Here is a 23,129-nt window from a genome sequence, read left to right on the forward strand (position 1 = left end):
TTCACTTACCTAAAAAAAGTAATTTAAAAAATGTATACAATATTTTCGAACCAACTCTAAGCGACATGGAAAGAGTTCCCGATATTTTCGAAACACCAGCAATCCGTTTTCGATAATTCACAGGTATTTCAATCACTTTCATTTGATGTTGCAATGTTTTGACATGCATTTCAATATTCCAACCCCAAGTCCTATCATTCATATTTAAACTTCTGAGAGATTCATATCGAATGATCCTAAGAGGTCCCATATCAGTGAATCTTTTTTGAAAGAAAATTCGAATGAGAAAACATGTGAGTGCATTTCCAAATATCTGAATGGGTGATAAAGAACCAGATTCAGCAACACCTAATGTACGAGAACCAATGACTAAATCTGCATTTGTCTTTTTTATTGTTTGAACTAAAGATTGTATATCTTTTGGGTCATCTGAACCATCGGCATCACAAAACAAAATATATTTTGGTTTGGTTTTTAAATTAACAATCCGATCTAAAGCCACAAGACACGCATTCCCATATCCTATTGCGGGACAATCTAGGACGATAATACCTAATTGTTCTACAATGGTTTTGGTACTATCCTTGGATGCATTATTTATTACAAGAAAACTAGATTTCTTAAGGCCAGAACCAACCAAAAGTCCATCTAACGCCTGCTTGATACTTTTTTCTTCATCCCTAGCAGGAATGATACAAATGATCTCATTCCCCTCTTCGATTTTCATTACGTTTGAATAATTCCTTAAGGGGAGTATCTCTTCTCAGATTCCGTTTAGGTTCATAGATAGTTTCCAATACAATAGAACTGTGAGGATAAAATTGTTTGATCTGCTTTACTTTATCCCGATAAGGATATGGAACCTGATCTGCTGTTTTGCTCATATAATCAGATGTTATACCTTTCAATCGAACATGGATTGCTTGTATCTGAAAGGTAACGATAGTTTCACTTACACTCGTTAGATCTAATTTCCAAATGTATTCACCACCTGATGAGATACGATTGTCTATTGTTTTTTTTGCTTCTGGGTACCATTCCCATTCTTGCCCAATTTTAACTTCTGAATTGTAAATAGTTTTGCCAGATATATCGAAACCTTTTATATTCAATGAATAGAATCTTTCTGGATCTCCAGTTGTGACGTGATGGTTCGCATTTTTATTTAAAAATCGAATTTCCATCTTATTTTTATCTTGTTTGATATCTGAAAGAACCAAACCAGATTTATATCCCAAACGTATTTGTTCTTTGTACAAAGAAAATTGTTTTGGAACTCCTCCCCCAATAAATCCATGTTTATGCGATTTTCGTATTGGGCGGTGTAACGAAGGTTTAACAAAAGATCGACTAACCTCCGGAAGATGGCATGTCACACAAGTATCTTTCGATTGAGTAGATTGTAGTTCTGTACCTGTTTGGAAGGAACAAACCAAAGACTGGTTGAGAGTATACATTTCATTGTGACAATCATTACATCGATTTTGTAGAAATTCACGATTGATTTTAATTGGATGTGGGGGTGACGTCCCTCCCGTTGCACCGATCACATAACTTTCATTTGAATCATGATCCATCCTAACATGGCAAGTTGCACAAGTAATAGCTTCCTCCTGCATATCTTTCTGGAACTGAGGATTCGGAATTTGAATTGGTTCAAAATAATCCCCCCCTCTTAAGCCTGTGATAATCGTTTCCCTTTGGTTTTGGATTGGGATATGGCAATTCAGGCAAATCCATTTAGGAGATGTTGGTTTTGCCAATTCCGATTGGAATTGAATATCACTGAGTGCATTCGCGTGTGTTGATAACTTCCATTCTTCATAAATTTCAACATGACAAGTTCCACAATTTTTAGCAGTAGGTGCCCCAACTCCTTTTACATCGGAAAGTGTTTCGATTGGTTTTGCCCAAATTTTCCCAGGGAAAACATCTTCGATTGGAACAGGTCTTTGTTTATGATATAGATAATAACCAATGAAAATCGTTAAAACCAATATAAGAGAGATCGAAAGTTTACGTTTCAAATTTATTTTTCCAAGGGAAGTTCTTTATCGTAAGACCATTCCCACATCGAACCAGAATAATTATATGCTTGGTAACCATAAGATCTTAAGATACCAACAACAAAGGCAGACCGAACTCCTCCCGTACAATAAGCAATGATTGGTTTTGTTTTTATGATTCCCATTTGGGTTAGAATTTTTTCTACTTCTTCTTTGGATTTGATATTTCCCTGATCATCAAATACATTTTGGTAATAAAATGATTTTGCACCAGGGATATGCCCTCCTCTAAATTCTCCATAAGGAGTAGCTCCGGTATATTCCCTAGATTCTCTTGTATCTAAAATTTGATAGGTATTCGTTTTCAATTGTTTGGTGATTTCTTCTTTAGAGATGTCTGTTTTCACAACAGATTCCTTTTTAGAAAGAATATAGAATTTATTTTTCTGATCAATGGTAACCTTGTTTTGTTTTCGTGTTTCAATCATTTTTTTATACGATTCAAAACTCCCTTGGTACCAATACACATTTGGATAGCCAACTTCACGTAGACTCCAAACGATTCTCCCCTCTTCACCCCAACCATTTTTACCATCACCTAACACAATGATAAGATCATCTTTTGTCATTCCCAAACTTAAAAGTTTTTTCCTGATCAACTCATCTTTTTGTAATTTGCCTCGAAAAGGAGATTCCTTTTGCGAGATGTCTTCCCAACCAAGGACAATTACATTGGGAAGTTTTTCCTGGATGCGGGATGTGAAAGAACGTGTATCGATGGTTTTGAATTCAGGTAATCTAAGTGTCTCTTCTGAGGAAAGGAACCAAGTTTTCGGAATTGGACCGAAACTATCTTTTCTGGGTCCTGCGATCAGTTGTAACCAAAGAGCCCAAAACATAGAGATTACAAACAAGGAAATGCCGTATGTTTTTTGGATTTTCACTTAAATACCCTCCCTTATTGATATATTTTCTCTTTTAAGATGAAATTTCCGTCAATAAAATAAACATTTCCTCCAAGAAAACGAATTTTTCTTGCATTTTTAAACTCCATTCTAAAATGGGAAGGGATCGGAGGAATCAAATGAAACTTGGGTTTTATCCAGACGTAGTCAATGAAAATGTCACTCGGATAGTGGCATCCACAGTTGTCATTCTCGGTGTTTTTTCATTATTATTTCCAAACTTGATTGTTTTAGGTTTATTACTTTTGGGGTTTACTTTACGAGTGAGTTATGGTCCGAAATTCGAACCAGTTGCATTCATTACCTCAAAGTATTTGGTTCCTTGGCTTGGAATTTCATTTGTTCCATCTGCAGGACCTCCAAAACGTTTTGCACAACTCATTGGATTTTCTTTTAGTTTAGCAGCGATCTTGTTTTATGTAAATGAATTCACTTTGGCCTACCAAATCACTCTGGCAACACTAGTATTCTTTGCATCACTTGAATCATTTCTTGGATGGTGTGCAGGTTGTTTTATGTTTGGATTATTAATGAAAATTGGAGTGATCCCAGAAGAAATTTGCGAACGTTGCAACAATTTGAATTTTACTAAATAGAAACATTCATTTGGTTGAATGGATTTTATTTTCTACGACTCTCCTTGTTACTATTTTCTTTCTGAAAGTAGTAACACTTCCCAAAAATTATTTTCAGCTTCATTTCAAAACCTTCTTTTTCGTTGGACTACTTCTTAGAATCATCTGTATATTTTTGTCACCCGTTTGGGAAGATGATTGGGCAAGGTATATATGGGAAGGAAACCTAATCCGAAATTCGGTATCACCTTATGAAATAGCACCTATCCATTTTTTTTCTGACAATTCTTTGGATACAAAATCAATTGAGTTACTCTCCAAAATCAATCATCCAGAATGGACCACAATATATAGTCCCTTCATTTTATTGTATTTCGCACTATTTTCATATGGTTTTTCTGCAATTTTACTAAAATGCAGTTATTTGGTAATTGAGATACTAACTGTTCTTCATTGGCGATATAGAGAAAATAAATTTCCCATAATTCTATATTGGGTTTACCCTGTTCTCATCAAAGAAGTATATCTCAATTTTCATTTTGAAGTCATTATAGTCGCTTTATTTTGGATTTTTTTCTATACTTTAAAAGTTAAACAATTCAATAGGAGTGGTATCATTTTTGGTTTGCTAATCCATACAAAATTGATCACTTTTATATACGGAATTCTACTTTTTCCATTCCTTAACTTTCAAAATCAAAAAAAACATCATTACCTTTCATTTATATTATCTTTTACAATTGGTTTGTTTCTATTCTATATCATTTATCTAATCATTTTCCCAAACACATCAGATTTCGGAATTATCAACTTACAAAGATTTGGTGGAACATTCACATTCAATCAATTTTATGAACCTATTTGGAATTATTTTTTTTCAAACAATCTGAGAAGTTTCCCTTTTTTCTTTCAATTTCTATTATTATTCACCTATCTTTACTTACTCCTTCCAAAGAAGAATCGAACTAAACGATTTTTGGTTATTTGTAAGAACCAGCATTTTCCATTTTATTTTGGGTATTTTACACTCACGATGCTTCCAGTTTATAATCCGTGGTATTTTCTCACATTAGTCCCTCTCATCACTATCTCAAGGTCCCTTTCAATTTTACCTTGGATACTCATTTCAATCCTGCAATTATCCTATTTAACTAATGTTAGACTACACATACCTTTCCAATATTTTTATGAAATACCCAACCCAATTCTTCTCAGCGAAGCCTTCATTTCGATAATTTGCATCTTCCTATATTTCCGCCAAATATTCATTTTACTTTACAAAATATCCAATATATCGAACATTGGCTCCAAAGGATGATGGTATGGATGTACAAAAAGACGAATCAATTGGACAAAACGAAACGGACCAAAATGTAGATGAAGTCCTAACCGTTGTACTTGGAGAAACACTTAAACGTAGAAGATTAGAACTGGGCTTGTCTATGGAAAAACTTTCTCAGTTATCCACAGTCAGCCGAGGAATGCTTGGCCTGATAGAATCGGGAAAAACCACACCGAGCATTGGAATTTTGTGGAAATTGTCCAAAACTTTACGCATACCAATTGCCGAAATGATCCCTGATTTATTTTCACAGTCTCCAAGATTCATTCCATCAAACGAAGGTAAAATTTGGACGAATTCAAAAAACTCAATAAAATCAAGGGTTTTATTCCAAGAAGAAAGGGAAAGATTGAACTTAGTCGAATGGACATTAGAGCTCGGAAAACTAAACCAATTCCAACATTTACCACAAGCACATGATATTAAAATATACCAAGTGTTAGGATCATCTAAGATAAAATTAAAAAATAAAACTTATCTTTTGGAAGTTGGAGAAAGTGTTTTTTTCCCAATTTCCGAACTTGATTCAATTGAAAATGAATCCGATGGGCCTTCCAAATTTTTATGGATCTCTTCAAAAAAATTTCGGTAAACAAATTTTAAAAAACTTTCCAATCAATCCCATTTTGTGCTCTGTAAAGTTGATTGGAGATTTCTCCAATATAGTATACGTTATTACAGAGTTTTCGTCCGTTAAATTAAATTCAAACTTTTTCCCAGAACACCGATTTTTAGCCTAACATTTACCAACCTCCTCATTCTCTGGTGCAACCCCTACAGAGAAAGGAATGGAAAAAAAAGTAAGGAAACAATATGAAAACAAGTCTTCAACAACTGTTGATCGGAGTTTTTACCGCGGGGTTTCTCGGAGCCTGCGGTGGGAACAAACAAAACAATAACAACAGCTTAATTCTCGCTGCTTTAGCACTTTCCAATGGGATAAAAGTGAACACAGCAGTGGAACTAGCAAAAGAGTCTAACGACGATTACAACCTCAATGAATACGGACTCATCACACCCCAAACACTAGGGAAATGGGTGAACAATTGGGCAGGAACTAAACCAAGTGGGATCAACGGAAAATTGGTCATTCTACAAAATGGACCAAGCGCTACTGTTGGGAAGGAATACATCGCAGGGAATGGAAATGATGTTGTTGTATATTCATTTACTTTCTCCGACGGAGCCAATGCGTTAGACGGTGGAGATGGTTTTAGTCAAAAACGAAATAGTGGACTTAGTGATACTGTTTCGATCATCGCAAATGGTCCAAAAATAGATACAATTCTGAATCGATTTGGAATTGATCCTGTGAATGACTTAGTTGTCTTTGTTTCTTCTGCCAATGCTGCAAACCATGTCCAAGGAACATTACGTGGTTTTTATTCGTTTAGGTATTGGGGTTTCGATCATAAAAATTTGGCATTCTTAAATGGCACACTACCACGACTTGTCAATACTGATGGAAATTTTGTTCCATTTCGTTCAACAACAGACACTCCTCCTAATCTAAGCAACCGTTACACTGTGAAAAGTCTGCGGGTAGACAATACAATTTTAATGTTGCCAGTCGAAGATGTGATTAAAGCGGTAAAAGATCCAAACAATGTAAACATTTCAGGACTAACCTCCAGTGTTTTTATCTCTGACGCAAGATCTTCCTCTGGTAGCAGCAATGAATATAATGGCGTTGTCAGGAGCACAACTTCCGAAGTATCAGGTAAGTATGTTGGTTTCGAAGGTCGTATCAAAGGTGCTAAGGATGTACCTTGGACAGGTCTCCTTGATTCCGAACATCGATTTAAACCCAAATCGGATCTAAAAGCATATTATGATGTTCGTGGTTACCAATCAGGTCAAACTGCAATCCAACTTTGTAGAACAAATAACCGTTCTCAGGTGACAGGCTTTTCCTACATTGCCATCCTTGGATACCCTTCCACTTATTATGATGGAAGTTGGATCGAATGGGGTAGTTTGACCGGGGGAGGACCTGCACCAAAACTTCCTTCTGATTCTCCATTTAGAACGGATGTTCCTGAGTTGTCGGAAGTGATTACATATAATGTGGCGGGAGATGTGGATCCATATCTTCCTACAAACTTGAATTCGTTTGCGACTACGTCTCGAAAAATCATCGAAGAAGATAAAGCTTACAAACGTTAACTATTATTAATCTCAGAGAGTAAGATATAAATCTTATTCTCTGGGATATTAAAACATATATACAAACAGGGAAAATATTATGAAAACTTTTATTCGATTATTATTAGTTAGTCTACTTTTTACTAATATATTATTTGCCTCGGGAGGCATAAGTGGAGGCGGAATCGCAAACATTCAGCAAGGCCAAGACCGAGAAAAATACCACCTTGGAAAAGCAGTCTTCAACCAAGAAATAACTTTAGAGAAACAACCAAATATCAATATAAATGACCAAGATGAAAGACTAGAATACCTCCAAGGGAGTTTGCCTAATACGGAAAAACGAAGAGTAAATTTACCTGATTTGTCAGGCAAACTCACGGAAGAACAACTGCAAGCATTAGAATATTTCATACAAGTTCGATTCAATATCAAACTCCCTGAGAAGAAGAAGGACAAATAATGAAATTAAACTTTAATTCTATAAAATACGCTTTTTTACTTTTTTCAATCGTTGCGACAAACTTATATTCTCAACAGGCATGGGCACCGTATGAAAGACAACTTTGGGTTCGCCCCGTATTCATTCTTTCAGAGTATGATAGTGCCTTCTTGGCAGGTCAAAAAGCGAAGTATGATGATAATGTTAGGATTTCAGTCGCAAACCTGGCATTGGAATACGGAATTACCGACCGACTAACAGCTGACTTAACGATAGGTTTTGGAAAACTGGGAAGACATAGAGTATTCAATCGTTATTTCGGATTACAACAAACACCGGAAGTGCCAGATAAATATGGGTTTATGGACACTCGCTTTGGACTACGTTATAAACTCGTTGATGAATTTGATTCAAAATACCGCTGGATGCCAACAATTTCCTTGCGAGTCGGTGGAATCAAACGAGGTGATTATGATCGTAATCCTCAATCATTAGGTGATGGTGCAAGTGGAGGCGAAGTCAATTTGTACTTAGCTAAAGATTTTGGTGTGTGGGGACTTGGTGGTCTTGGCGAATTTTCTTATCGTAAACGCGAAAATCCAGTACCAGATGATATATTATATTACGGAGCACTATACAAACGATTCTTTGAATCGTTGTTTTTAACAGTTGGTATGCGAGGGCAAATTGGACAAGGTGGTTATGCATATGCAGACCCAAGACAAGAACCCCCTTGGAATTTAGTTCGTTACCCACAACCATCTATTTATGGAATTAATCCATATGATGTGTACGTACAAAATGAACGACCTGCATGGGGTAGAAAAGAAATATTTCATAATGCAGAAGTTGGATTTAGTTATGTTGATAGTTTTGGTAATTTCTACACGTTGTTTTATTCGGAAACCTTAGCAGGTTACAATACCGCAAGACTAAAAACAGTCGGTTTTGCAGTCACACTTCCGTACAATTTATAAGAGGATCTTATGAAGCTCAAAAAATATTTATTATTCGCCAACATTTTTATCGCATTACTCAGTTGCAAAGGCCAACCAGAGTATGCTTTTTTACCTCAAAGCCTAAAGTTTGATCTAACTCCATTTTTATTTAGAAATTATACTCCCTTAGAATTAGCAACGTTATCGAATTCAGATTATAATCAAAATGAAAGTGGACTCATCACTGGCACAAAACTCTCAAGGTATTTGTCGAATTGGAACACAAGTAAACCTAGTTATGTTTTTGGAAATTTGATTGTATTCCAAATCCAAACATCAGGTGCTAGTGGGAGGTATGTATTTTTTGACGGTAAACAATCTTTTGCATATCCTGTCACCAATCTGAACGAATTGTTATCAGAAACAAGGGATGATGGTGTTTTAGCAACAGATGGCATTGTTGGAAAAGGTAAAAAGATTTCTGATTTTTTTGCGATTTACGGTATTGATCCTGCAATCGACTACGTTGTGTTTGCGGGAGACTCATCAAACTTAGCAAATCTATCATCAGCTACATTTGCTTATTATTCCTTACTCTATTGGGGTTTCCCAAAGGAAAGGCTTGCCGTTTTAAATGGTTCGATTGCAGATCTAACAACGGCAAACACTCTGTTTACAACTCCTTCCTACACTTATGCCAACAGCAATCGTGCAGGTTCCATAAAAACTTTATTTCGTGACCATACTTCCTTGCACCTAACAATTGGTGACTTGATCCATTCGATAAAAAATGGTACGAGCAATTTAGAAGAAGTCGACCCACTTCCCGTTGAGGGGTATTTTCTCATTGATGGAAGACCGAATGCTGCATATTCAGGAACAACAAACTCTACCGCTTCTGGTTCTAAGTATTCGAATTGTACTACTAAAACCAATGCCAGTTTTGTATCAAATACCTGTGTCACAACGTATGAAGGAAGAGTCAAATCGGCTTCGAATCTAATTCCGACAGATCTTTATGATGGAACTAGTTTCCAATTCAGATCATTTACACAACTCTCGACAGTTTTAAATAACACTGGTTATCCTAACCAAAAATTGATTTATTTATATGGAGAAGAAGGTATTCGGACTTCAGTTGTTTGGTTTGCACTACACCAAATCCTTGGAAAACCTACAAGATTCTATGAAGCAGGTTGGAAACAATATGGTGCTTTAGGTTTAAGGTCACCCTCCTCCGGTTCAAGCCCAAGCGCTATCACACAACCTGCTTCCTATTGGCGGACTGATACCTCACAATTGGCTGATGCCATTACCTCCAATGCAGATGCAAATGTTCCCAATTACCAACTCGATTTATCTAGGCAGTTTATCAAATCTTCCAATAAGATTAGGACTGAAGATAAATCTTTTTTAAGGGGAAGTACTTCCAGCGCTGGTTCCGGCGGTGGCGGCGGACCAACAGGGGGTGGAGGAAATGCTTGTGGTGGATGATGAAATTGAAATGATTTGTATGAAATGAGATCTCAATTTTTACAGCTAACATTTTGGATATATTTTGTATTTCAGAGTGTTAGTTGTAAAGAAAACTCATTTTTATCAGAACATTGGAATCATCCTCTTCCTATCCAAACAAATCCAGATGTTTACATTACGGAGAGTGAATCTAACTATAATCCGGATCAATGTGCCAACTGCCATATGAATCAGTACAAAGGCTGGAAGACGAGTTTCCATGCTAAGTCAATTGGCAATGGTCTTTTATGGCAAAAAGCAATTTTATCAAAAGATGAATTGAACAGTTGTTTACACTGCCACTCTCCCTTACCTGAAACTAAATCAGAAGTCTCTGATACCTACCAAAACAAAGAGATCTTAGGATCAAAAAACAAACATTTCCCAGAGGGAATTTCAAATCCGTCTATCCAGTGTGCGAGTTGTCATATCCGGAATCAAATTTGGTATGGACCACCTTCTACTAAACAATCAAACAATCAAATTGAATCATTAGGTATAAGAATGCCACATAACGGATACAAGGTGCAGATGGAGTTTGAATCCTCTTCATTTTGTAAATCTTGTCATGAAAGCCCAAAATCTGGGCAAAAACTAAATGGCAAAAATCTGATGGAAGTTTATAAAGAATGGGAAGAATCATCTTATTCCAAAAATGGAATTCAATGTCAAAATTGCCATATGCCAAATAGAGAACATACTTGGAAAGGCATCCATGATCCAGAGTTTGTTCGGGGCGGACTACAACCTATATGGAGTTTGACGAGAACTCTGAATGGCGAAATCCAAATCAATGCGGAACTCAAATCAATCGCAATTGGACATAAATTTCCAACTTATCTCATCCCAAAAGTTTACTTACGGTTTTTTGTTACTAACCGAATTGGACAACGTAAATTGATAGAAGAATCAATCGTGGGTAGGCTTGTCAACACGAACCTAACAGAAGAATACTTTGATACAAGGATTACACCAGGAAATTCGCATGTTGTATCAGTTCGTATTGCCGACAAAGAGAAAGAAATCAAAACAATAGATTGGGTGATTGAAGTAGATCCGGACGAACACTACATCCGCAGTTTTGAAGAAAGTCTGAGAGAAAAAAGTAATTCTATATCTGAAACGACAAAAAAGTTACTACAACTTTCTCTTTCAGAAAAAAGAGAAAGCCGTTATATATTGTTTACTTCGAGTTTGCCAGTGCCTGTTTCACTTCCGAAATAATGTCGTCGATATGTTCCAAACCTACTGAAATGCGAATCAGACCCGGTAAAATGCCAACCGCTAATCGTTCTGGTTCAGTGAGTTTAGAATGTGTGGTCGTTGTAGGGTGAGTTACAGTGGTTCTTGTATCTCCTAAGTTCGCAGTCAAAGAAAACCATTTAAGAGCATCTAAAAATTTCTTTGCTCGTTCCACTCCCCCTTTGATCACAAACGAAACTATTCCACCACCAGATCGCATTTGTTTTTTTGCTATCGTATAACCAGGATCATTCGGTAAAAAAGGATACCTAACCAACTCTACATCTGCTGATTCTTCTAGGAAGGTTGCTAATTTAAAGGCATTCTCAGCATGACGGTCCATACGGACTGCTAAAGTTTCTAAACTTTTCGAGATGATCCAAGCATTCATAGGTGAAAGGGCAGGACCTGTATTCCTTGCCATATAACGAATGGGTTGAATGAATTCTTTTTTCCCTAAAATTATACCAGCAATCACTCTCCCTTGGCCATCTAAATATTTGGTTGCAGAGTGGATTACAATGTCTGCACCAAAGTCTGCTGGACGTTGGATATATGGAGAACAAAAACAATTATCAACGATGAGGATCGCATTCTTTTTTTTGCATAAAGCAGACACCCATTCCAAATCTACAATATCAAGACCTGGATTCGAAGGTGTTTCAATATAAACTATTTTTGTATTTTCCTGAATGGCGGCTTCCCAATCCTGTGGTTTATCAATGTCAACATAAGTTGTTGTCACGCCAAACCGTGGTAAGATGTTCGCAAAAATTTGATGAGTAGAACCAAAGATCGCTCTAGCAGACACAATATGATCACCTGATTTCACAAGCCCAAAGATAGAAGTAAAAACAGCAGACATTCCGGAAGCAGTTGCAATCCCATCTTCTGTATTTTCTAGCGCGCATAATTTTTCGATGAGTTCTGTTGTGTTGGGATTAGAAAATCGAGTGTATTGGTTTCCCGTAACCTCTTCCGCAAAAAGTGCCCTTGCATGTTCGGCATCATCAAAAACAAAACTGGATGTTAAAAATAACGGGGTGGAGTGTTCTTTTTCCCCGGTACGTTTGGTTTGGATGCGGATGGCTTCGGTTTCAAAATGTTCAAACATGTCTGTTACCAAATTTGGTGAAGAGCATACGAATTCATCATTTTTTTTGGAATAAATCTGCTATAGAATCGGATTTAGACCACTATAACAGAATTTTTATGAAATTTCAGCAATTTTTCCATCAATCATATGGATCCTTTGGTGGGCAGTCGCCGCATAATCAGGGTCATGCGTTACAAAAAGGATTGTTGTTCCATCTTCCGAATTGATCCTTTTAAAGATTTCCATCACCTTGTCACCGTTAGCTGTATCTAAATTACCAGTAGGTTCATCAGCAAACAAAAACTTAGGTTTTTGAACAAGGGCACGAGCAATGGCTACCCTTTGCCCTTCCCCTCCAGACATTTGACTTGGAAACTTATCCTTACAATGGGAAACAGAAAAACTTTCCATCAGATGCAAAGCATACTCTTCTACTTGTTTATGGTTCCCTGTTTTACGAGCTGGCATTGTGATATTTTCTAAGCCCGTTAACTCAGGTAATAGATAATGGAATTGGAAAACAAATCCAATCGAATGGTTTCGTAAGGCATGGAGTTCTTTACTGTCCATTTGTTGTAATGATTTCCCACTGAGTTTCACATCACCACTTGAAGGAAAATCAAGCCCACTCACGATATACAATAGAGTTGATTTTCCAGAACCGGACTTACCAGTGAGAGCCACAAAATCTCCTTCTTTGATGGAAAGTGAAACATCTTGTAACACAACTTGAGCTGGCTCCCCAAATGATTTAAAAATATTTTCTGCCAAAATTCCAACATTCATGTGGCACCTCGGATGATATCAACTGGTGAAAGCCGACTTGCCATTCGTGCAGGGATATAACTTGCAATGGAGGCACTAAGGACTGCTATAGAAAATCCTTTTACATAAATCATCACATCCCAGGAAATCATCATTGTTTTCATCAATGCTTTTGAATTTTGTTTTGGGTCACCGATGGGAATCCCATCAATATAATAACAACCAAGGATACCCACCAAGATCCCGATGATGGCACCGAGAGTCCCTAGAAACAAACCCTGGAAGATAAACAATTGGATTGTATCCTTTTCATCAAAACCAATTGAACGAAGGATAGCGACTTCCTTTTTTTTCTGGTTCACCACCATATTGAGAATATTATAGATTCCGAATGCGACGACGAGTATGATCGTAAAGGTTGTTGAATTCCGAACAATGTCTTGTGTTCGAAAAACTTGTAAAATACTTGCGTTTACCTCATCCCAACTTTCTACTTTATCTTTGCTAAAAAATCGCCAATCTTCTGCAATATCTTTTGCCAATCGAATGTCTTTAATTTTAACAATGATTTGCGAAATTTCACCACTAGACTTTGTGATACTTTGCACTGAAGATAAAGAGGAATAAACTGTCACCTCATCCACAAGACGATTACCCGTACTTAAAATCCCAACGATTTTGATGGGGATAAGATCAGTCCCTGGGATATAAACAAAAATTGTATCATCAAGCTTTGCTCCCAATTTATTGAGAACACCTTCTCCGGCAATGGCAAGTGATGTCCCACGTGAAAGATCTTGTAATTTTCCTTCAACGATATAATCACTCAGATTGGTAACCTTTGGTTGGATACTCGGATCCACACCTACAAATCTTGCAGGTGCAGTTGCTTTCCCATTCACAAAGATCACTTCTTTTGTGAGCTGCGGTGCAAAAGACACAACCCTATGGTCATTCGATAATTTATCCATCCATCCGAGAACGTTAGTTAAACGAGAGTTATCGGTTCTGCCGGAAGGTGGTGAAAGCCAACGCACTTCTTTTCCTTGAAAAAAAACATCATCAAATGTACGTTCGGTAATCAGCTCATCTTTAGGTGAAATTTTAATTTGGCCGTCAGAGTTTACCAGTTGGTCCGTGATCACCGCTTGAAAACCTAACATAATCCCAGAAAAAACAATATATCCGGCTGTCCCAAGAATAATCCCAATCAATGTGAGTACTGATTGTTGTGGTCTTGATAAAATTTGGCGAATGGCAAGGAATAACATCTAATTTTTAACGAGAACCTCATCACCTTCGAGTAAATCGCCTTGGATCAGTTCACCAAACTCTGAATTGATGGCACCGATTCGGATTTCAATTTTTTCTCGTTTTCCATTTCGATAACGTGTGAGTTTTCCCCTTTCTACTGCAACAAGTGGAACAAGGATTACATTGTCTTTGGAAGAAACTTCGATTGCGACATCGGTTGTCATATCAGGCAAAATCCCTTGTGGTAATTCATTAGGAAAGATCCTGACCAAAAATTGTCCGTTCGATGGATAAATTCGTTCCACTTCACCTTTGTAAACATTCCCGCGAATGGATTCAAAACTTAGTTGGGCATGTTGGCCTGGTTTTACACGCAAGGCAGACTCTTGGTCAAGGGATACGGATATATAAACTTCTTTTAGGTTTTGAATTTCGAGTACGGGTAACCCTGGCATTGCAGTTTCATTTTTTGCAATGCTTAGTTTTGTAATCGTACCAGCAAAAGGAGATCGAAAGGTAATCCCTGAGTCATTGATCAGGAGAGATTCCCCCTTTTTGACAGATTGGCCTTCTTCAACAAAGATTTCTCGGACAGAGGCTGCAATTCCAAACTTCAAAACAAAACTATCCACTGGTTTCACTGTACCCAAAGCATATACTGCTTCAACAAGTGAACCTTTATGGATGGTCAGACGATCAGATTTCGAACCTCGAAATAAAAACAATAAAATTAAAATTAGAATGATTACAATCGATGCGATTGATCCGTACAATTGATTTCGATTCATGATGACCTTATCATGAAGATTTGGTTGGATTTGGAAATACTTTTTCTTATGGATTATCTGGCAAACGTGAAGAGAAATTCACCTTCTTTGTCTTTGGCGGGAAAATATTCTTCACACCTAACATCGACAAACTGACCATTTTGTAAGGTATCAATGGGGAACGATTGTGGGAGGTGTCCTTTTAAATAATTATCAGTCACAAGCCTTCCATCATTTTCCAAAATGGCTTCAAATGTTTTCCCAATTGCTGTTTTTGCATAAGATTGGTGTAATATGGAACTTAGTGCCATAAGATCCAAAACGCGGCGTTTTTTTTCATCGCCTGGGATTGGATCCCCTAAAAGTTCAGCTGTTGTTCCCTTTCGCACAGAATAAGGGAATACATGCAATTTTGCAAACCCAAGTTCAATTAACAATTGTTTCGTTTCACTAAACTCCACTTCTGTTTCAGACGGGAACCCTACAATCACATCCGTACCCAAAAACAAATTGGGAAGTTTTGATTTGGCAAGTTCTATCCTGGTACGAAAAGCGTCGGGGTGGTAAGTTCGTCTCATTTCTTTTAAAATCTTACGGCTACCACTTTGGATTGGGACATGTAAAAATTTACAAAACCTTGGATGTGACATGAGATCAAGTAATCCTGATCCAACATCTGGAGGTTCAATGGAAGACAAACGAATGCGTGAGTATTCCAAAACTTTAAGGATATCTTCGAGTAAATTTAAAAAACCCTTTTCACCATTTTCCAAACGATACCAACCCAAATTAACGCCCGTTAACTGGATTTCTCCAACACCATTATCTTGTAAGTATTTGACTTGGTCTAAAATATCTCCGTAGTTTCGGCTAACTCCAAGCCCCCTAGCTGCAGGGATTTTACAATAAGAACATTTTCGATTGCAACCGTCTTGGATTTTTAAATAAGCCCTCGTGTGACCTTCTGGCAAAACATCCGAATAAGAAAACCGATCTAATTTCTGTGGTTCTGAATAGGATTTTCCTTCCCAATCCGCTAAGATTTGGTAAGGTAAGGAACTCTTTTCTGTATTCCCAAACACTCCATACACACCTGGGATATTTTGTAATACTTCTTTATCGGTCTCCGCATAACAACCTGTAACAAATACTTTCGCACCTGGGTTTGACCTGATGGCATTACGGATGATGTTTCTGTTTTTGACGTCCGCTTTGTTTGTCACAGTACATGTGTTTACAACGATATACTGTGCATTTTCTTCTGAAGATGCAAGAGTGAACCCCTTGTCTTTGAGTACAGAGTACATACCGTCTGTCTCAAAAAAATTCAATCGGCAACCGAGTGTATGAAACTTTATTTTCACAGGGCTGTGAGTGCCAAAATCCTTTTTGAATTTTCTTTGATCGTATTACTTTCCCCATTTAAAGAAGATGCTTTTTCTATACAGGATTTCGCTTCTTCCAAATAAGTATTCGCCTGACTTTTTTTACCCAATTTTTTATTGGATTTGTATAGTGATTCTTGAACAAGTGCTAGGTTATTCCAAATTTCACTTGAGTTTTGGTTGATGCTTGCTGCCCAACGTAAACTCATATCAGCTTTGTCGTAATTTTTTAATTGGTAATAAATTTTACCTTCTAACTCAAGCATACGCGCATCACTAGGACTCCCCGCTTTTGCTTTTTCAATTTGGGAAAGTGCTGTTTTAGAAGCTCCTTTTTCAGATAGAGCCAATGCATAAAAATACCGTATCTCTGGATTCTGAGGATACATAGGAATTGTTTTTTCCGCAAGTTCGATCGCAGGTTTCCACTTTTTATGACGTGTTAGAATTGCAAGGCTCCCTTGTAAGAGGTCCTCATCATCGAGTTTACGTTTTCTTGCTTCCAACATGTTTTTGTAAGCATTATCAAAATCGTTTAACTTATCGTAATTATAAGCAAGTAAGGCATAAAATTCGTAAGATGATTTTCCATCAACAAGTAGGCTTTTCACAAGTTCGATTGACTTTGTATAATTTTTTGTTTTGTATTCATCAACTGCTTGGAAATATGCAGAACCAACCTGTTCCTTATCTTGTGCGAAAACTGAGGATACGAGTAGGCAAATAACAGCCATGATGTGAAGTAAATGTTTCATAATAGATCCGAGGGAACCGTAATGGAGTTCAAATTGACCGTATCGATCCTGGAATGGTAAGGTTCAATAGGGTCCAGGTATAGGAAAACGCTTCCCCCTTTGGAAAGCAAGTAATGTTCGATATGTTCCTCGGTAATGATTTCCATATCCCCCACATAGAGAATTGGATTTTCTCCTGGGCCTAAATGCAGGTGGAATTCTTCTGTTGGCAAAAAATCTGATAAACCTAGATACCCAGACCCAAAATACAAACCGGACTGGAAATAATATTTATAATGAACTTTGACTTCAGGAAGGATTAGATTGGGTCGGATATAACCGAGTTCGATGCGTTCAATGGTTCCTACGGTTCGGATCTTCCGAAGTTGGAACCAAATTTTACGAATGAAAAAGTAGGAAAATAGGAAGACGAGTGGAATGAGAATTGCCATTACCTTTCGCCTTCCCAAATGCTCTCTAAACGAGAGCTAAGTCTTTTTCCTCAGTGTTTGGCGAAGATCCATCATCTTTTTTAGGAACTTCTTTGAAGTCAGACCAAGGATTTTCGGAGTATACTAGCTTTCCATCGACCAAATCTACCAAAATTTTAGTAGGGTTGTCATACACACCTTTGAGCGACTGAATTGCCATATAATCTTCCAATTCTCTTTGGAATACACGTCTGAGTGGACGAGCTCCGTAGTTTTGGTCGTATCCTATGGTTGCAAAATGTTCTTTTGCACCTAAAGTGAGTTCCACGAGAACTTTTTTCTCCGTCAAACGTTTGTTAAAATCTTTTAACATAATATCCACAATGCTAACGATTTCTTCTTTTTTGAGCGGAGCAAAGTAAACCACTTCATCCACGCGGTTTAAAAACTCAGGGTTGAAGTGTTTTTTAAGTTGTTCTCTCGCTTGTTCTGCCTTGTAAGTTTCTCTTTCTTCAGCAAAATCTTCAAAACCCAATCTTCCACCTTTGGAAATTTCCTTAGCAGCAATGTTTGATGTCATGATGATAATGGTATCTCTGAAGTTTACCTTACGTCCCTTGGTATCTGTTAAATTTCCTTCTTCCATAATCTGGAGTAGGATATTAAACAAATCGTGGTGCGCCTTTTCAATCTCATCAAGTAATACCAAACTATATGGTTTTCTTCTCACAAATTCAGTGAGTTGACCACCATCATCATACCCAACATAACCCGGAGGCGCTCCGATCAGTCTGGATACTGCATGTGGTTCCATATATTCTGACATATCTATACGTAACATATTGTCTTCGGAGCCAAACAGCTGCTCGGCGAGTGCTTTTGCGAGTTCTGTTTTACCAACACCAGTAGGTCCAAGGAAGATAAACGATCCCGTAGGGCGTTTTTCACTCTTGAGACCAGTACGAGAACGTCTGACAGCACGTGCTACTTTTTCAATGGCATCGGTTTGACCAACGATACGAGATTTGATATCTTCTTCCAGATTGAGAAGTTTTGTGTTTTCGGATTGTTCCATTTTTTTCAAAGGAATTCCAGTCCAAAGGCTCACAACGGATAAAATATCTTCTTCTTCAATGGAAACCGCATAACCTTCCATACGTTCTTGCCATTGTTTGGTTTTTTCTTCCAATTCACCTTTTTTACGATTCACTTCATCGCGAACGGCTGCAGCTTTTTCGTATTCTTGGCTACGAACCAAATCTTCTTTTTTGACTGAAAGTGCTTTAATCTCTTCTTCAATCTCTTTGATTTCATTAGGTCTTTGGCAATTGGCAAGACGAGCTTTTGCACCTGCTTCATCGATGATGTCGATCGCCTTGTCTGGTAAAAACCTATCGTTGATATAACGGTGAGATAACTTCACAGCTTGTTCAATCGCTTTTTCCGAATAACGCACCTTATGGTGAGCTTCATATGCTTTTTTCAAACCATCTAAGATGAGAACGGCATCGTCAACAGAAGGTTCAAGAACCTTCACCATTTGGAACCTACGTTCCAATGCAGAATCTTTTTCGATGTACTTACGGTATTCGTTATTGGTTGTCGCACCAATACATTGTAGTTCCCCACGTGCAAGTGCGGGTTTTAAGATGTTTGCGGCATCTACGGCCCCTTCTGCAGCCCCTGCTCCAATGAGAGTGTGCAACTCATCAATGAAAATGATGATGTTTTGGGAAGTGACAATTTCTTTCATGATTTTTTTCAATCGTTCTTCAAACTCACCACGGTATTTGGTTCCTGCAATCAGGCTTGCTAAATCTAACGATAACACTCGTTTATCGAAAAGGAGATCAGGCACTAATTTTTCGACCACAGCTTGCGCAAGGCCTTCCACAATTGCCGTTTTTCCTACACCTGATTCTCCAACGAGAACAGGGTTATTTTTTGTTTTACGAGATAAAATTTGGATCACACGTTCGATTTCTTTGGAACGGCCAATGACAGGATCCAATTTTTTCTCACGTGCCAGTTGAGTGAGGTCACGTGCAAACTCATCGAGGATTGGAGTTTTACTTTTTTCTTGTCTCGGTGTTGCCGTTTGTGTTTGGCTCTGTCCTGCAGACTGTGTTCCCGTATTCCCTCCAACTGCCCCTGAAGGTGGAGCACCGAGAAGGCGTAAAATTTCCGATTTGATGACATTATAATTCACACTAAAGGAAGATAAAGATCCTCCAGCGATATTATTATTATCACGCAGTAATGCGAGTAAGATGTGTTCGGTTCCCACATAGTTATGTTTGAGGCGTTTTGCCTCTTCTTTGGAAACTTCGATCATTTTTTGGTACTTGTCTTGCCCTTGGCTGACATCGAGTAACAAAGCCCCTGAACCCTCTCGGGTACGTTTCTCTACTTCCTTACGGAGTTCGTTTAAATTGATATTTAGATTTGTTAAAATCTTAATCGCGACAGAGTCCTCCTCCCGGAGAAGCCCAAGTAGAATGTGTTCAGGACCGATAAAATCGGAACCCAAACGTTTAGCCTCATCTTGGGCGATTTCGTTGATGACTCTTTTTGCTCTTTTTGTGAATTCCAACATGCCGCACCCTGCCTTTAGTAATTAGACGAACGTCCTTGTTCCCATCTTGACCGTACTGGGTCAAAGGGAGCCTCGTAAACCAAGAATTTTGTAAAACTTACGTTTTTGGACCGCGAATGCGTTCTTCCACGAGATTTTTACGACAAGCCCTCGGAAGTTTCCCAGGGACTCTCTTCTATGATCGGTGGAAGGAGCAAATTCTATACCAAATTCAGAAAGTTTATCAAAAAGTGAAAAGAAACTAGGATCCACCCCTGGTTCTATCCCAAGCAAAAGGGAATCTCGCCTCCCCCGTCCTAAATTCGTTGGACAAGACGCAATATAACCAAATCCATTTGCAAACGCCCAATGTTGTTTTTGGAAAAAAAACCGTAGGAGCGATTTGATATTTTTGTGTCTTTCTTTTGACACTTGTTGTATGGGGAACGTTTGCAAAGTGTTTTCCGTTTCAGCTGTCCAAATGATTTCAAGACGCAAATGGTCTTCTCCTCCCAGATACAAACGAACCATTGGATTTATTTTTTCCAAAATAGGATTCGTACCTAGATTTAAAAGTTCGAGAAACCGATTTTCATCTAACAGCCGTTTTACTTCTTCCTCCTTAACATCATAAAAAGGAAAGAGGTTATGCCTTAGGTTACGTGTTAATCGTGTGCGAACCGAAAGGATTCGAATTTTGGAATCCGATTTCGTGAAAATTCTTTCGATCTCGTCAATTAGAGATTTTGGAATGAGAGATTGATTTTTTTTTATTGGATACGAAAATTGTAAGGCACAGTGTTCACACCCAAATTTTCCCGAGATCCGAAACTGTGAATCTGTTGTCCCACAGAATCGGCAAAACATCACAAACTTACGGGCGTTAACTTACCAGACACAATCCGATTTCTTTTATGTGCCATCGATGCAAGCTCCAAATCATGTGTCACAAGTATGAGAGAAAACTTAAATTCATTTTGAAGTTCTTTGATCAGATCCATGAGATGCCGTGAATTGTCTCGGTCAAGGTTTCCCGTTGGTTCATCTGCGAGGATAAGTTGCCTTCTTCCTACAAGGGCACGTGCCACTCCCACACGGGCGCTCTCACCACCTGATAATTGGGACGGAAAACTTTCCGTTCGTTCCCCAAGCCCTACTTTTTTTAGAATGTCAATAGCTTGTGTTTTTGCTTGGGTTGGATTCATCCTTGCAATGAGAAGTGGCATCATCACATTTTCCAAAGCTGTAAAATCAGGAAGGAGCAGATGTTGTTGGAAGATAAAAGAAATTTTTTCGGCACGAAAATTCTCTCTTTGTTTTTCGTTTAGGTTCTTGAGTGAAACACCACATACCTCCACCTCACCATCGTCAAACGAGTCCATAGCTCCTAGGATATTGAGGAGAGTTGATTTTCCAACACCTGAAGCCCCTTCCACAGAAACAATTTCACCAGGTAACACTTCAAAGTCGAGGCCAGAAATGATATGATACCGTTTGTCGACAACTTGGTAATACTTTTCAAGTTTTCGTACGGAGACTGTTGGTTTGAGTTCAGAATTAGTCATTGCGAATCGTATCCACTGGGTTTAGATTGGCGGCCATCCGAGCAGGGAAATACCCAGCAAGGCCAGAGAGAATGGTAGCAGCAGTTGTCACCATAAAGATAAAGGATATATCAATATCCACTGGGATATGATCAAAGTAATAAATGTCTTTGGGGACGAGTTCGACAGGGTCCCAATCACCCGGATTTAGGATGCTTCCCACTCCGTTGATGATTTCTGAAATGGCATTGATGATGACTTCCAATTTTGTGGCGATAAAGATTCCCGTCATCCCTCCCACAAGAGAAGACAAAATTCCCACAATCATCGCATTGAGTGTGAAGATAAGTAAGATATCATTCGATGCAAGTCCTAGTGCTTTTAAGGTTCCTATCGACCTACGTTTTGCACGGATGAGAGAGTGCACAGTTGCGACCATTCCAAGGGCGGCAAGGACAATGAACAAAAAGACAATGATGGAGATAATGGTTTTTTCCAAACGCAGTGCCGCAAGGAAGTTTTCTTGTTCCTCTGCAATGGTGCGTACCGACCAAGATGTATCATCTTGAATTTTTTGGTTCCAATTCTCTTCGTTTAACCTAGATAAGATTCTATGTTTGGTGAGTTTTAAATCATCGAGTGAGCGAACCTTAATTGCAATTTGGTTTACGGCTCCTTTCATTTTAAAAAACTCTTGGGCTTGTGGGAGTGATAAAAACACAAACTTAGAATCGTAATTGTAATAACCGGTTTTGAAAAGACCAACCAAACGAAAGGATTGAACGTTTACCTGTACCCCTCGTTCCACAGTGAACCTTCCCCCTGGCACCGCCATTGTGATCTCTCGCCCAATTCCATACCCGTAAATGGCACTCATTTCTTTTCCCACCACCACGAGTTTTTTGGTATTGATGGCCGGGATTTCATCCCGGTTGTATTGCAAAATTCTTGGAAAATTGGGAAGTCCATTTTCGACTAATTTTTCGATCGAATCAATGGGGACGGCACGGATCATAATTGGATTAAAATTATTATTACTTTGGATGAGGCCGTGGCTTGTGATATTTCCTTCGACTGAAACAAAGGATTCGGCAAGTTTTGGATCGGATTTTAAGTGTGCGATTACGGTTTCGAAATCATAAATGGCCCCGGATCCATAGGAATTTTCAATGGTAATGTGTGGACCACCTTGCCAAAGAGATTCCTTCACTTGTTTTTGGAATCCATTAAAAATGGAGAGCACCACAACAAGTAGGCCCACCCCCACTGCCATCACGATGAACGAAAGTCTGGATTTGATGGAGAGGAATCCCAGAACGCGGGATCCTCGGATGTAACGAATTGTGATTAAAGAGACGATTCCCATGATGACCTAATCTTTTTGACAGCTTTCTTTGAAAGATGGATA

At 38.3% G+C, this 23,129-nt stretch carries 21 protein-coding genes; 7 read left to right on the forward strand and 14 right to left on the reverse strand.

Features of this window, described 5'->3' with window-relative positions:
- Window position 1: 1 nt before the first annotated feature.
- The 3 genes from EHQ43_RS08375 to EHQ43_RS08385 are packed head-to-tail and all read right to left on the reverse strand — an operon-like array spanning window position 2 to window position 2,950.
- Window positions 2-727: a glycosyltransferase family 2 protein gene (locus tag EHQ43_RS08375; RefSeq protein WP_135770752.1), complete on the reverse strand. Its 726-nt coding sequence runs from the start codon at window positions 725-727 to the stop codon at window positions 2-4.
- On the reverse strand, window positions 705-2,027 hold the full coding sequence (locus tag EHQ43_RS08380; RefSeq protein ID WP_135770753.1) for a multiheme c-type cytochrome: 1,323 nt from the start codon (window positions 2,025-2,027) through the stop codon (window positions 705-707). Before EHQ43_RS08380 ends, EHQ43_RS08375 begins: the two co-directional genes overlap by 23 nt.
- A gap of 2 nt (window positions 2,028-2,029) precedes the next feature.
- The gene (locus tag EHQ43_RS08385; RefSeq protein ID WP_135770755.1) at window positions 2,030-2,950 is read right to left on the reverse strand and encodes a sulfurtransferase; all 921 of its coding nucleotides are present in this window, start codon (window positions 2,948-2,950) and stop codon (window positions 2,030-2,032) included.
- Window positions 2,951-3,090: 140 nt separating this feature from the next.
- Here EHQ43_RS08385 and EHQ43_RS08390 point away from each other — a divergent pair, with 140 nt between their 5' ends.
- The 7 genes from EHQ43_RS08390 to EHQ43_RS08425 all read left to right on the forward strand — a co-directional run bounded on the left by EHQ43_RS08390 (window position 3,091) and on the right by EHQ43_RS08425 (window position 11,152).
- The gene (locus EHQ43_RS08390; protein WP_135770757.1) at window positions 3,091-3,567 is read left to right on the forward strand and encodes a DUF4395 domain-containing protein; all 477 of its coding nucleotides are present in this window, start codon (window positions 3,091-3,093) and stop codon (window positions 3,565-3,567) included.
- 1,301 nt (window positions 3,568-4,868) lie between these two features.
- A complete protein-coding gene (locus EHQ43_RS08400) occupies window positions 4,869-5,480 on the forward strand; it encodes an XRE family transcriptional regulator (protein ID WP_135753074.1) in 612 nt (203 codons plus the stop codon).
- Window positions 5,481-5,701: 221 nt separating this feature from the next.
- Entirely contained in the window at window positions 5,702-7,054 is a 1,353-nt protein-coding gene (locus EHQ43_RS08405; protein WP_135770759.1) for a rhodanese, read from the forward strand.
- A gap of 79 nt (window positions 7,055-7,133) precedes the next feature.
- On the forward strand, window positions 7,134-7,496 hold the full coding sequence (locus tag EHQ43_RS08410; protein WP_135770761.1) for a hypothetical protein: 363 nt from the start codon (window positions 7,134-7,136) through the stop codon (window positions 7,494-7,496).
- On the forward strand, window positions 7,496-8,452 hold the full coding sequence (locus EHQ43_RS08415) for a hypothetical protein (RefSeq protein ID WP_135770763.1): 957 nt from the start codon (window positions 7,496-7,498) through the stop codon (window positions 8,450-8,452). The genes EHQ43_RS08410 and EHQ43_RS08415 overlap by 1 nt, the downstream gene beginning before the upstream one ends.
- Before the next feature lie 9 nt (window positions 8,453-8,461).
- Window positions 8,462-9,907 carry a rhodanese gene (locus tag EHQ43_RS08420; protein WP_135770765.1) on the forward strand — a complete coding sequence of 482 codons (1,446 nt, stop codon included), beginning with the start codon at window positions 8,462-8,464 and terminating at the stop codon, window positions 9,905-9,907.
- Window positions 9,908-9,931: 24 nt separating this feature from the next.
- Window positions 9,932-11,152 carry a multiheme c-type cytochrome gene (locus EHQ43_RS08425; RefSeq protein ID WP_135770767.1) on the forward strand — a complete coding sequence of 407 codons (1,221 nt, stop codon included), beginning with the start codon at window positions 9,932-9,934 and terminating at the stop codon, window positions 11,150-11,152.
- Here the strand turns inward: EHQ43_RS08425 and EHQ43_RS08430 are convergent.
- The 11 genes from EHQ43_RS08430 to EHQ43_RS08480 form a co-directional block, all read right to left on the reverse strand.
- Window positions 11,112-12,284 carry a trans-sulfuration enzyme family protein gene (locus tag EHQ43_RS08430; protein ID WP_135770769.1) on the reverse strand — a complete coding sequence of 391 codons (1,173 nt, stop codon included), beginning with the start codon at window positions 12,282-12,284 and terminating at the stop codon, window positions 11,112-11,114. The two genes, EHQ43_RS08425 and EHQ43_RS08430, sit on opposite strands and share 41 nt — an antisense overlap.
- A gap of 96 nt (window positions 12,285-12,380) precedes the next feature.
- Window positions 12,381-13,052, reverse strand: coding sequence for an ABC transporter ATP-binding protein (locus EHQ43_RS08435; RefSeq protein WP_135740717.1), 672 nt, complete (start codon window positions 13,050-13,052; stop codon window positions 12,381-12,383).
- Window positions 13,049-14,302 carry an ABC transporter permease gene (locus EHQ43_RS08440; protein WP_135740716.1) on the reverse strand — a complete coding sequence of 418 codons (1,254 nt, stop codon included), beginning with the start codon at window positions 14,300-14,302 and terminating at the stop codon, window positions 13,049-13,051. The genes EHQ43_RS08435 and EHQ43_RS08440 overlap by 4 nt, the downstream gene beginning before the upstream one ends.
- Complete coding sequence (locus EHQ43_RS08445) at window positions 14,303-15,073, reverse strand: efflux RND transporter periplasmic adaptor subunit (RefSeq protein ID WP_135740715.1); 771 nt, start codon at window positions 15,071-15,073, stop codon at window positions 14,303-14,305.
- A gap of 53 nt (window positions 15,074-15,126) precedes the next feature.
- The gene (gene mtaB, locus EHQ43_RS08450) at window positions 15,127-16,416 is read right to left on the reverse strand and encodes a tRNA (N(6)-L-threonylcarbamoyladenosine(37)-C(2))-methylthiotransferase MtaB (RefSeq protein ID WP_135770771.1); all 1,290 of its coding nucleotides are present in this window, start codon (window positions 16,414-16,416) and stop codon (window positions 15,127-15,129) included.
- Entirely contained in the window at window positions 16,413-17,192 is a 780-nt protein-coding gene (locus EHQ43_RS08455; RefSeq protein WP_135770772.1) for a tetratricopeptide repeat protein, read from the reverse strand. Before EHQ43_RS08455 ends, mtaB begins: the two co-directional genes overlap by 4 nt.
- Entirely contained in the window at window positions 17,189-17,623 is a 435-nt protein-coding gene (locus EHQ43_RS08460) for a hypothetical protein (protein WP_135740712.1), read from the reverse strand. The genes EHQ43_RS08455 and EHQ43_RS08460 overlap by 4 nt, the downstream gene beginning before the upstream one ends.
- A gap of 25 nt (window positions 17,624-17,648) precedes the next feature.
- Window positions 17,649-20,198 (reverse strand): ATP-dependent Clp protease ATP-binding subunit, encoded by a 2,550-nt coding sequence (locus EHQ43_RS08465; protein ID WP_135740711.1) that lies wholly within the window; start codon window positions 20,196-20,198, stop codon window positions 17,649-17,651.
- Window positions 20,199-20,258: 60 nt separating this feature from the next.
- On the reverse strand, window positions 20,259-21,047 hold the full coding sequence (locus tag EHQ43_RS08470) for an ATP--guanido phosphotransferase (protein ID WP_135753083.1): 789 nt from the start codon (window positions 21,045-21,047) through the stop codon (window positions 20,259-20,261).
- Entirely contained in the window at window positions 21,044-21,742 is a 699-nt protein-coding gene (locus tag EHQ43_RS08475; RefSeq protein WP_135740709.1) for an ABC transporter ATP-binding protein, read from the reverse strand. The genes EHQ43_RS08470 and EHQ43_RS08475 overlap by 4 nt, the downstream gene beginning before the upstream one ends.
- Window positions 21,735-23,087: an ABC transporter permease gene (locus EHQ43_RS08480; protein ID WP_208730991.1), complete on the reverse strand. Its 1,353-nt coding sequence runs from the start codon at window positions 23,085-23,087 to the stop codon at window positions 21,735-21,737. Before EHQ43_RS08480 ends, EHQ43_RS08475 begins: the two co-directional genes overlap by 8 nt.
- Window positions 23,088-23,129 lie beyond the last annotated feature (42 nt).

This window comes from Leptospira bouyouniensis (assembly GCF_004769525.1).
Taxonomy (GTDB): domain Bacteria; phylum Spirochaetota; class Leptospiria; order Leptospirales; family Leptospiraceae; genus Leptospira_A; species Leptospira_A bouyouniensis.